The organism is Cytobacillus horneckiae (assembly GCF_002835735.1).
Taxonomy (GTDB): domain Bacteria; phylum Bacillota; class Bacilli; order Bacillales; family Cytobacillaceae; genus Cytobacillus; species Cytobacillus horneckiae.
Genome location: NZ_PISD01000060.1, coordinates 1 through 12,273 on the forward strand (window position 1 = coordinate 1; position 12,273 = coordinate 12,273).

Below are 12,273 nucleotides of genomic sequence, written 5' to 3' on the forward strand. Positions count from 1 at the left end.
TGTAGATTTAAAATAAAGTTTAACTGTTTATAAAAAAGTTTGACCGTTTTAAAAAAAGATTAACCGTTTATAAAAAAGTTGCACCGTTTTACCCCTTTGGATATGATTGTCTAAAGGGGTGTTTTTATGTCCAAAAGAAAAAGAACATCTACAGTGGAAAAATGGATCAAAGAAGGTCGTGGTACAGGAACAGGTACAGACTACCGGCCATGGCTAAAGATTCAAGATGTTTCCTCATTAGGTCGGTCAACGAGGTTAAAAGGCATTAAAACTAGTAGACAGCACGAATTTTTATCAGACTTAGAGCGAAACTACTTTTACTTGACTGAATTTTCTGATGTTATTACAGATATAAGAGAGCAGTTTCCTTTATTACCTCAAGAAGAAACGCTTTTGATAGCAGATGAACTTGGAATAAAGCATCCTAGAAATCCGAAAAACGGAGAGCCTATTGTAATGACAACGGATTTTTTATTGACAATTAATAAAGGGCAAGGGATTCATGAAGTCGCACGTACAATTAAAATGAAAGATGAGTTATTAAAAGAGAATGTACTTGAGAAGTTCGAAATTGAAAGAGAATATTGGAAGCGTAAAGGAATTGATTGGGGTATTGTAACAGAAGAAGAAATCAATAAAATAATTGCGAGAAACATTAGCTATATTCACGATTATTATGATATTTGTAGCTATGATGTGTTTCAAGAATTGAATGCGAAAAACATTGAAGACTTGGTTATGTCATTACTAAGTAGATTGCTAGATAGTTCGGCAAGCATAAGAACAATTACAAATGAATTCGATATAGATACACACCTGCCAATTGGTAGTGGTGTTACGCTTTTTTATCACTTACTTGCTAGAAAAATTATTGTCATTGATTTGCAAAAGCCATTGGATTTAGAGCAGTCGATTGAAATTAAGTATATTGATGAAAGCAACTTGAAGAAGGTGAAATATGGATGATTTATATTAATCAAGTACTTCAATATACAGTAGATTCTAAACGGATTCGTATCATTGAGATGGAAGAGTTTCATGTGTTTATTGTTGATATTGATGCAATTAGTTCCATGCCGAAAAAGGAATTATATTCGAATCTAATAGAGGAAATCCAGCAAGGTGAATTACTTCTGATTAGCGATCCATTTGCAAAAGTAATAATAGATAGTGAATTATCCGACCTTCGAATTCAGAAAAGAGATGAGGGTTGGTCGATTATTCAACATTATTGTTTAGAACACATGGAAGCATTGCTTCAAAAAGGTGGTCGTGAAAAGAAAATAAAAGAAATTGCAGATGAAAGTGGAACAAGTTCTACGAAAATAAAAAAGCTACTTAGCCGTTATTGGCAGCGAGGTATGACGAAAAATGCAATGCTCCCTGATTACTCGAATTCGGGAGGAAAAGGTAAAACAAAAACTTTAAATAAAGCTAAGGTAGGTCGCCCACGAAAGGTGAGTATCAGTAATGAATATCAAACAGGTATTAATATTACGGATGAAGTAAAAGTTCAATTTGAACACGCCATTAACAAGTATTACCGAGCTTCAAATAACTATTCGTTGAAAGATGTTTATAATTTCATTCTGCGTGACTTCTATTCTGATCGCTATAAGGAAAATGGTGAGATGAAGTACCGTATTTGGGATGCCACTCGAATTCCCTCATATCATCAATTTTACTATTGGTTTAAAAAACTTGAAGACCCAAAAAAGATATTCAGTTCCGTAAAAGTACAAAAGAATATGAATTGAAATATCGCCCTATTTTAAGTGACTCTAAATCGGAAACAAATGGTCCAGGTACTAGATTTCAAGTTGATGCTACCATTGCGGATATTTACTTGGTTAGTTCGCTTGATGTAAATAAAGTAATTGGGCGACCAGTTATTTATGCAGTACTTGATGTGTATTCACGTATTATTACAGGTCTTTATGTTGGACTAGAAGGTCCATCATGGATTGGTGCAATGATGGCTTTAGATAATATGATCGCAGATAAAGTAGAATTTTGTAAGCAATATGGAATTGATATTACTCCTGAGCAATGGCCAACACATCATTTACCTGAAATTATTATTGCTGACCGAGGTGAGTTTGAAGGGTATTCGGTAGAGAATTTAATTAATAATCTTAATCTTAAAATTGAGAATACTACAGCTTATCGTGGGGATTTGAAAGGGATTGTTGAAAGGAAATTCCGTACGTTTAATGGGAAGGTAAAGCAAAAAGCTCCCGGAGCAATTCAAAAGGAATATCGAGAACGAGGAGATCAGGATTATCGCTTAAATGCTACTCTGAATTTAAAGGAATTTACATCTCTAATTATTACAATGGCGCTGTATCATAACCAAAAGGTCATTGATAAATATCCTGTTGAAAAAGAAATGGTAGCTGATGGACTAGTGCCAACGCCAATTAACTTATGGAATTGGGGCATTCAAAATCGTAAAGGAAGACTAAGAAAAGTTGATAGAAATGTACTTCGTTTGAACGTGCTTCCAAGAGGAAAAGCGACAGTTTCAAGAGCTGGAATCAAGTTTAAAAACCTTCTATATGGTTCTCGCCAAGCGATTGAAGAGCAATGGTATTTGAAGTTGAAAAATAGAAGTTTAGAAATCGTTTATGATCCGCGACATATTGAAAAAATCTATATTCCTCACGATAACGGAATGGATTTTGAAACATGTATTTTATTAGAACCTAGTCAGCAATATAAAGGTGACTTCTTAGAAGAAATTGTCTTCCAACAACAACTTCGGAATGAACTAGAAGAAATGGAACGAACAAATCAAATTCAGCTCACAGTAAATACTGATGCTGCATTGGAAGAAATTATTAAAAAAGCTGTGAAGAACAAAAAACAATCTTTTAATCAACCAACAAGTAAGAAAGCTAAAATAGCTGCTATTCGTGATAACAAGGATGTTGAAAAACAGTTAAACCGTGAAACTGAAAAGTTTGATTTATCACCTAATAAAGTTAGTGAAGCAGCTGAAGTAATCGACTTCGTTACAAAAGAGAAGATTGATGAAACACCACCTAAGAAATCAAGCTCACGTCTTATGGAAAAACTAAAGAAGAAGCGAGATGAGGAATTTGGGAAAGACAAATGACATGGTTGTCTTAAAAGGAGATTTTGAGAAAGGTGTCTATAAGGAGCAACTTTTAAGTGAATATACCAATAATCCCTTCATCGAAGCTCTTCCACCTATATTCAATGAGGATGATGTGCTAGAGCGATTTATGGTGACCCCACGAATTAGTGATCAAGATAAGTTAAGTGAAACGAATATTCGTTACCACGTCTTAAAACGTGTGAAAAATTTTATCCAGCCGTTACCGATTCATTTCGAGGTAGAACGTCGATTGTCTACATTGATTCGGCGAGGTTATTTAGCGCGTAACCCATTAGATAGAACATTTCTAGAACGTGTTCGTGTGTTGCATGAATTGCGTGAGGAAGAGGAAACGGCTCACAAATATATAGATGAACGACTAAATTATATTCGTTCAACTGCCGATAGCTTATCCATTATCGGTATTTCTGGAATTGGTAAAACAACAGCAATTGAACGTCTTTTGCTTATGTATCCACAGGTGATCAAGCATGAAGAATATAAGGGACAACCGTTTAATCGAACCCAAATTGTATGGCTCAAAATTGACTGTCCTTATGACGGAAGCTTATCTACCCTTTGTAAAAGCTTCTTTAAAGCGATTGATGATTTACTAGAAACACGATATCTTGAAAAATTCGGGTACCTAAACCGGGTGACATCGACAATGCTGTTGCATATGACATCACTGGCAAGCATGTATGGTATCGGTGTTCTAGTAATTGATGAAATCCAGCACTTATTACATTCTAAAAACGATCAGGAAGAAATGCTTAATTTTTTTGTAACGTTGTCCAATACAGTTGGTATTCCAACAGTCTTAATCGGTACTTCTAAAGCGCAAAAACTATTCAAAGGAAACTTCAGACAGGCAAGACGTGCTGCAAGTGAAGCAGTTATTTGGGATCGTATGGCGGAAGATAGTGAAGAATGGGAGTTCTTCCTAGAAACGCTTTGGGAATTACAGTGCTTAAAAACCCAATCCAAGCTTACAGAGGAAACGAAAAAGGCATTTTATTATGAATGCCAAGGGATAACTTCTGTTGCTGTAAACTTATTTATTCTAGCACAAGAAAGAGCATTGTTTGATGAGGATAATCCGAATGAAATTATTACACCAAAAGTATTAAAAAAGACTGCCAAAGACGATATGCAAATGATTCAACCGATGATGACAGCTATTCAGAAGAACAATTTGGCTGAAATGACGAAATATGAAGATATCATGATCAACCTTGATGAAATAATGCTGAATCATAAGCGAAATACAGAAGTTACAGGGCGTATTCAAGAAGCGTTTAGGGAACGCCAAAATACAATCCAGTATAAACGCCAAGACACTATAGAAACTTTAAGTGTCGAAGTGGCAGCCCTAGGTATTTTTGATAGTTTGAAAGATAACGACATTAAAAAACTCGTACAAAAAATAGTCGGTGAAAATCCACTTGATATTGATTTTCACCAGCTTAAATCAGATGTAATTCAGCAGGCAATTGCATTAAATCAACAAAAGAAGGAACAAAAAGATAAGCCAAAAGTGAAAAATGCAGAGGTTTTACCATTACTAACGCTAAGAAAGCGAGCATTGGACAAAAAGCAACATCCTCATGAATTATTGAAAGCAAATGGATACATTAAAAATCCTTTGAAGGAATTCTACTAGGAGGGAATCAAATGCTGCCATTCTTTACGGATCCATATCCAGATGAATTGATATATTCGGCGATTGCGCGATATCACTTTTACAGTGGAAATATTGATTACAAAGATACATTGGAAGAAGTGTTTCAAAGTCGTTCTGTAATACCGAGTGTAGAGATTGGTAGTCATTTTTCTATATTAGCTGAGCAATTAGGCTCCAACTATTCTGTTGAAAGCTTATTAGCTAAGCATACGATCTACCCTTACTATGCTTCGTTTCTTTCCAAGCAACGCCAGAAAGAACTTCTACAAGATGTTCAAGTAGATGGAAAAGGACTTTATACAAGACTTGGCATAGTTGCAGGAAGCATTTGCAGAAAGAATGGACTCTTTTATTGCCCAGAGTGTGCAACTAATGATATTGAGCAACATGGAGAACCCTATTTTCATCGTGAGCACCAGCTACAAGGGATTGATTTCTGTGCACATCATGAACTGAAATTAATGAAGTATCCTATCGATTTTTCAAAGCAAAGTCGAATTGAGTTTATTCGATTTGATAAAAAGCTAATGAACTTATCAATGATTCAAGAAGTTGAACTAAAAGAGTTTATAGCCATTCAAATTGCTTTAGCAAAGATGGCTTATCAACTGCTGCAAGTTCCAATACATCAATTTTCAAGAGAATCTATTAATCTTAAATATCGTGTTCTTTTACGGGAGCGTAATTTAATAACAACGTCTAATCGAATTCGGCAAAAGGAGCTATACAAAGCATTTCAATCAAAGTTCCCAAAAGGCTTTTTAGATGAGTACGAATCAGCAATCAATGTAAATGATGAATACAATTGGCTGAAGGTCATTACACGCAATCTAAAACGTCATGTACATCCTTTCCGTCATTTGCTTATTCTTTATTTCTTAGAACAAGATTTGGAGTCCTTTTTACAAATTGAAGCTGATACAGGTCCTTTCGGTAGTGGCCCATGGCCCTGTTTAAATAAAGCAGCTAATCATTATAAGGAATTTGTGATTCATGAAGTAAATGTTACAAGGGATTTTAAATCAAATGCACCCATTGGCACGTTTGAATGCTCTTGTGGCTTTATTTACGCTAGAAAGGGTCCTGATAGATTATCTGAAGATAAATATCGTATTGGACGTACAAAAGCGTATGGAGATGTCTGGAAGGCTAAATTACATGAATTAGCAGTTGATGGAACCTACAGTATAAGAGCATTAGCTAGAATGCTTGGCGTGGATTCGAAAACAGTTAAAGGACATCTTGCCTCAGTTGAGAAAATAGAGAAATTACCTGATAAAGTTTTTCCACCGATGTTACATATGTATCGAAAGCAATTATTAAAAGGAATGCAGCAATATCCAAGTTACTCGAGAACACAAATTCGTCAATGTTTACCGAAAGAATATATTTACTTATATCGAAATGATAAAGAATGGCTGTTTGAACAGTTACCTATAATTCAGGCGAAGGAAAAGCCAAAATCAATTGTCAATTGGGACGTACGTGATCGAGAATATCTTTCTAAAATTAAACAGCTTTACAAAGAATTAATTGAACTGGAAAAGCCCGTACGTATCACGATTTCGATAATTGGGAACGTCTAGGAATCTTATCAAATTTGGAGAAACATCTTGATAAGCTGCCACAAACTGAAAAATATCTAAATAAAATTACGGAATCTATACAACAGTTTCAGATTCGACGATGCTGTAAAATTATTGATCGTATGTTGCTGGAGCAAGAACCAGTTGTATTATGGAAAGTACAGCGTATTGGCGCTGTTAAGTCACATCATTTTCACGAAATAAAACCGTATTTGGAAGAGTATTTACGAACAAAACAGGAAGTGAAAAGTTATGAGCAAACAACAGGTTAAACTAGCTTGGCCTTTTGCTAAAGGTGAAAAAGCACAACTAATATGGATTGGTGAGCCATTTCGATATGATCATAAAATGATAATCAAAGCTTATTTTCGCTCACAAGGTCGTACAGAAGGTATATTAATGGATTGGGGTACATTACCATGCTTAGCAATCCAACATTATTATACTGATGGCATCATAACGGCTAGTCAAGTTTCTGAAAGTGTACAAGAAATCGATATGACTATTTATCCTAATAAAGTTAAATTTCACGAACGCCCTTGGTCTATTCAAGGAAGCAGTGATCCTGCAACTTCCCGTAGTTTCGTGTTCTCTTTTGATGGAAAGAATGTGATTTTACCAGTCATTGAAGTATTGCGTAGCATTTTAGCTCCGAACGGCTTCCTTTTATATCGCTTGTTTGAATCGAATTCATTTCCTCAGTTCTTCACAGAAACATATGAACCTAATAAAATCCATCTTAGCTTTTCATCACAATATGAATTGAAATACACAAAGACAACGTTCATTTATCAATTGGTGTGGTTGCTAACGAATCGAGACCTACGACAAGCCTATGAAAATATAGCATTTACTTGGTTGCAGGAAAAGACTTTGAAGTTCGAATGGAACTTTACACAACCGATTACAATAACAGCTCGTGTAAAGGAGAAGAATAACACGTGTACAGTATTACAAATTGTTAATGTGAAAAATAAAGATATTCCGTACCAACATATTTCGATTTCGCATCCAGAAATACAAAATCAAGAGAAATCCAATGAGGCAAAGAAATACACTTATCGTTCTCTAAATAGACAGGGTGATGAAGAGGGCTTTACATTAGATGAACAATTAGATGGTTCTACAGAGGACTTTGATCTTGTACAAATGAATCAGTTGAAACATGAATATACATCGGTACCCAAAATCAAACGAATTAAAAGTAGTTCCTCAAAGCAGCGAACGAAAGAAGATGAAAATACTAAGAAATACTATGGCAGCAATGATTCAATTCGATCTACAGCAGACACTGGAGGTCAAAAACTAGCAAGAGGAATAGAACATCAAATGTTATCTGAAATTCAAGTACAAGGTGAATTGCAAGATTTCATTAATGTCCTTAGAATAATGGAGCAATATCCAGAAGTAAGTGCGATACGAGCATTTATAGATGTGTTACCAGAGGGAATTGGAGACCGCAGATTTACGAAATTGAGTGATAATATCACGAAACGACGTTATGTGATTGCAGAAGTATATATGATAAGTGGGAAGAAATTCAATATTATTGAAGTTGAGCGAGAAGATCGCTCTTTATCAATGCTAATTTTATCATCACTTGCAATAAATGATTGGAAATCGATTTATGATAGATTGTTAGTAAACCTTGTGAATGATAGTGGTACGTGGACAAGTAAGTCGCTGAAAAGTATTGAGGAGAGTAGGGTTACAGTGATGAAAGCTAAACACAGTTCTAAAGGGGTTAAGCATAAGGCTGAAATTCTATTAAATAAGTTAGAATAGCAGTGAAGATTTGAGTAAAGGAATAAATGAAATACCTCTTCCCTCAAAGAATAATCCAAATATTTCCCCGAATTAATTCACGCTATATACACTTACAATAACTAATTCGAGAGCTATCACCAATACTTCGTAATCAAAACGGTGCGACTTCTTTAACTTACATAAAACAATTACGCTAAGAGTGACTAAGTATATTATTTACTTTCTTTGTTGACAATAGTTAAGAGTGTTAACAGTATTAGAAATAGGAGGGCCCTGCATTTATGAAGGCTGTAACTTATCAAGGACCAAATCATGTACAGGTTAATCAAGTAGAGGATGCAAAATTAGAAAAAAAAGACGATATTATAGTTAAGATTACTTCTACTGCTATTTGCGGATCTGATTTGCATTTATATCAAGGTAACATGCCATTACCCCCAGGATATATTATTGGCCACGAACCAATGGGTATTGTGGAAGAAGTTGGACCTGAAGTCACAAAAGTAAAAAAGGGAGACCGTGTTGTCGTTCCCTTTAATGTTTCATGTGGACATTGCTTTTATTGCCAACATGAAATGGAAAGCCAATGTGATAACTCAAACCCTCATTATGATTCTGGCGGATACTTGGGTTATACTGAGAAGTTCGGTAACCATCCGGGTGGTCAGGCTGAATATTTAAAAGTCCCTTTTGGAAACTTCACTCCCTTTGTTATCCCGGAGTCATGCGAATTGGAGGATGAGTCACTGCTCTTTTTATCGGATGTTCTGCCAACAGCTTATTGGAGTGTAAAAAATGCAGGTGTAAAATCAGGCGATACAGTTATTGTTCTTGGATGCGGACCTGTTGGGTTGATGGTACAAAAATTTGCCTGGATGGAAGGTGCAAAGCGTGTAATAGCAGTTGATTACTTGGATTACCGGATCAATCATGCGAAAAAGATGAACAATGTTGAGGTATTTGAGTTCACAAAATACCCTGATATGGGCGAACATTTAAAAGAGATCACACATGGTGGGGCAGATGTCGTCATCGATTGTGTAGGTATGGACGGAAAGAAATCACCCCTAGAGTTTCTGGAACAAAAATTCAAACTGCAGGGCGGAACCCTTGGACCTATTCAAATTTCTACTAAAGCTGTCCGAAAGTATGGGACAGTGCAAATGACTGGTGTTTACGGGGGTAACTATAATCTATTTCCATTAGGTGCATTTTGGATTAGAAATATTAATCTTAAAATGGGACAGGCTCCAGTCATTCATTTTATGCCAGAATTGTTTAAAAAAATAACAAATAACGAATTTGACCCAAGAGATATTATCACACACAAGATGTCCCTTGAAGAAGCAAGTCATGGTTATCGAATTTTTAATAATCGTGAGGATGAATGTATAAAAGTCGTTTTAAAACCGTAATCCTCTTCTCTTTCCAAAAAGACTTCATACTTTGTATAGAAGTCTTTTTATTCGACCATTTAGCCAAGAAGGTCAAAAAGTAATTGATAGATACAATGAATAAACTCGCATACAGTAAAGACGAACCTGCTGACCTAGTCAATGTAGCAATTGAAGAGCTAATACATCAAAAATATGAACTTCCCATCTACAATACTTTAAAAGATGCAGCCAATGATGTTCGAAAAAGGTCTTATCGTATGATTTATCATAACTTACTTAATGAAAATCAAAAAGAGAGCGTGAATCAACTTTTCGAGGTATCAGAAGGTTCTACAAACAGTCCATGGAATCAATTGAAAGAGGATGCAAAAAGAGCGACTTTATCACATTTAGAACTCTCGTTGCTCGCCGAGATTGGTTAATGGAAACTGAACATCTCTACAGAATTACTTCATGATATTAAGAATTTGTGGAACAACAAAACGTATTTTTTGTTATTCAGCAATAGGGTCAAATCGTATTATGTGGTTAGCCGGTTTTTTCTGGTTGACCTATTTTTTTAGGTACTATTCTTGAGGTAGCCGGGATTAAAGAACTGTTAAGTAAAAATAAGTTGATCCGTTAAAGGGGTAGAATATTGAGTAAAGCTCCTTGTCCTAAAGGTCAGTTCAATAAAGAAAAAAGGTGTCTCTTTTGAGGAAGAATAAGCTTCTGTGTTGAAAGTAAACCACTTTTTTCACACTTTTTTAATTTATTTGTAGTGAACAACATAAACATTCTATAGAAGAAAATTATTTCTATAGGAGGTTTCCATGGATCAAAAGGATCAAAGTCGTCAATTAGACCAAATAAAGCAAATGCAACAAATGTTTAAAGCGAACATGAAAACTCAACCTTATCCCATGTACCCTAACTATGGGAAAATCACACGTTACGAAGAAATTCCGATAAGTTTACCTGAACAGCGCCAGCTGCGCCATCCCGGAGTGGAAAAAATTATGGTACCCCTTCCAATTATCGAAAACCCGAACTATAAAGGGAGTGAAAAGTTAACAGGAAAAGTAGCACTTATTACAGGGGGTGACAGTGGTATTGGTGCAGCAGTAGCAATTGCGTTTGCTAAAGAAGGCGCAGATGTTGCTATTTCATACTTAGATGAACATGAGGATGCAAATAGAACAAAAACGAGGATTGAACAACTCGGACAACGTTGTTTTCTAATGCCTGGGGACTTGCGAGACAAACAACAGTGTATCTCCATTGTAGAACAAACAGTAAATACGTTTGGACGTCTCGATATTCTTTGTAACCACGTTGGTATCCAATTCCAACAACTAAGTCTGCTTGACATTACAGATGAGCAATTCGATGACACCTTCAAAGTTAATATATACTCTCATTTTTACACAACAAGGGCAGCGCTTCCTCATTTAAAACCAGGCAGCTCAATCATTGGCACTTCTTCAGTGGTGACGTATGTAGGTGAGCAGCAAATGATTGATTATACGGCCACAAAAGGCGCAATAGTTGGTTGGACACGTGCCTTGGCTAAAAATGTCGTGAAACAAGGGATCCGAGTCAATGCCGTCGCCCCCGGCCGAATTTGGACCCCACTTATTTCAGCAAGTTTCTCGTCAGACCAAGTCGCTGTATATGGAGCATTTAATCCAATGGAACGAGTTGCCCATCCATTTGAACTCGCACCGACCTTTGTCTATCTTGCTTCTGATGATTCTCGTTTTGTTACTGGTCAAGTTCTTCATGTTGATGGGGGAGAATCCACACATTCCTAATGGAAGGGGGTTACCATTTTGAGATATGAATTTAATCCAGAAGTAAAGCTATTGCTAGTAAACCATTCAAATGAAAAAGTAAGGATGGTCTATATGGAGGATTCCTGGCCCATGCCAAAAATAGGACTGAGACCACCATATTATTGCTACCCAAGTTACGAGCTGAATTATCCAATAATCTAAATAATAACAGACAAAAAGACTTCTATACACAGTGTGGAAGTCCATTCAACATTTCGCTTAGGGTTCGCAATTATGCTAACTTTCAATTCATCCATTTAAACTAATAGGATAACGGTTTTAAAACGACTTTTATACAGTCGTCCTCACGATTATTAAACATTTGATAACCATGACTTGCTTATCCAAGGGCCACTTTGTATGTGGGTCAAACTCGTTATTCGTTATTTTTTCAAAAAATTCAGGCATAAAATGTATGACTGATGCCAGTCCCATTCTCAGATTGATATTCCTAACTCAACCCAATGGAAACACATTATAGTTGCCCCCATAAACATCTATTAATTGGACCGTTCCATATTTTTGCACAGCTTTTGTAGAAATTTGAATAGGTCCAAGGGTTCCACCTTGGCAACTTTAATTTTTGTTCAAGAATCTCCAAAGATGATTTATTCTCGTCAATACCTACACAATTGTGGATTTGAAATAAAGTCGTACCGTTTATAAAAAAGATGTACCGTTTTAAAGAAAGTTATACCGTTTACAAAAAAGTTGCACCGTTTTATTCCTTTTCGATTAAAGGATTCTATGTGAGTTTTAATTAAACTTTTTTATAAAAAGGAATGTTCATTCAAAAAGAAAAGAATCCATTTTGATCAATCTTTTTTCAAAATGGATTCTTTTCTTTTACCGTAAAATATGGATTTGTCGAACGTTTTTGATCAAACTTTATTTTAAAGTTACA

General features: G+C 35.6%; 10 protein-coding genes and 2 pseudogenes. 11 read left to right on the plus strand and 1 reads right to left on the minus strand.

The window, feature by feature from the left end; all coding sequences use genetic code 11:
* Positions 1–126: 126 nt before the first annotated feature.
* From CWS20_RS28855 to CWS20_RS22665, 11 genes and pseudogenes are all read left to right on the plus strand, one after another.
* Positions 127–269 (plus strand): annotated as a pseudogene (locus tag CWS20_RS28855) (hypothetical protein).
* A 52-nt stretch (positions 270–321) separates the two neighbouring features.
* Positions 322–966 carry a TnsA endonuclease N-terminal domain-containing protein gene (locus CWS20_RS22630; protein ID WP_227494627.1) on the plus strand — a complete coding sequence of 215 codons (645 nt, stop codon included), beginning with the start codon at positions 322–324 and terminating at the stop codon, positions 964–966.
* Complete coding sequence (locus CWS20_RS29520) at positions 963–1,757, plus strand: hypothetical protein (protein WP_491523031.1); 795 nt, start codon at positions 963–965, stop codon at positions 1,755–1,757. Before CWS20_RS22630 ends, CWS20_RS29520 begins: the two co-directional genes overlap by 4 nt.
* Entirely contained in the window at positions 1,754–3,118 is a 1,365-nt protein-coding gene (locus CWS20_RS29525) for a Mu transposase C-terminal domain-containing protein (RefSeq protein WP_491523032.1), read from the plus strand. The genes CWS20_RS29520 and CWS20_RS29525 overlap by 4 nt, the downstream gene beginning before the upstream one ends.
* Entirely contained in the window at positions 3,093–4,784 is a 1,692-nt protein-coding gene (locus tag CWS20_RS22640) for an ATP-binding protein (RefSeq protein ID WP_043897415.1), read from the plus strand. Before CWS20_RS29525 ends, CWS20_RS22640 begins: the two co-directional genes overlap by 26 nt.
* Positions 4,785–4,795: 11 nt before the next feature.
* Entirely contained in the window at positions 4,796–6,391 is a 1,596-nt protein-coding gene (locus tag CWS20_RS22645; RefSeq protein WP_254179231.1) for a TnsD family Tn7-like transposition protein, read from the plus strand.
* Positions 6,392–6,405: 14 nt separating this feature from the next.
* Entirely contained in the window at positions 6,406–6,663 is a 258-nt protein-coding gene (locus tag CWS20_RS29100) for a hypothetical protein (protein ID WP_066192391.1), read from the plus strand.
* Complete coding sequence (locus CWS20_RS22650) at positions 6,644–8,176, plus strand: Tn7-like element transposition protein TnsE (protein ID WP_066192392.1); 1,533 nt, start codon at positions 6,644–6,646, stop codon at positions 8,174–8,176. Before CWS20_RS29100 ends, CWS20_RS22650 begins: the two co-directional genes overlap by 20 nt.
* Before the next feature lie 263 nt (positions 8,177–8,439).
* The gene (locus CWS20_RS22655) at positions 8,440–9,573 is read left to right on the plus strand and encodes a zinc-dependent alcohol dehydrogenase (protein WP_066192394.1); all 1,134 of its coding nucleotides are present in this window, start codon (positions 8,440–8,442) and stop codon (positions 9,571–9,573) included.
* Between the two features lie 83 nt (positions 9,574–9,656).
* The gene (locus CWS20_RS22660; protein ID WP_016201446.1) at positions 9,657–9,977 is read left to right on the plus strand and encodes a DUF4158 domain-containing protein; all 321 of its coding nucleotides are present in this window, start codon (positions 9,657–9,659) and stop codon (positions 9,975–9,977) included.
* A 390-nt stretch (positions 9,978–10,367) separates the two neighbouring features.
* Positions 10,368–11,348, plus strand: a complete 981-nt coding sequence (locus CWS20_RS22665) for an SDR family oxidoreductase (protein ID WP_066192395.1) — start codon at positions 10,368–10,370, stop codon at positions 11,346–11,348.
* A 283-nt stretch (positions 11,349–11,631) separates the two neighbouring features.
* Here the strand turns inward: CWS20_RS22665 and CWS20_RS22670 are convergent.
* A pseudogene (locus CWS20_RS22670) lies at positions 11,632–12,003 on the minus strand (glutathione-dependent formaldehyde dehydrogenase); the annotation flags it as partial.
* Positions 12,004–12,273: the final 270 nt, after the last annotated feature.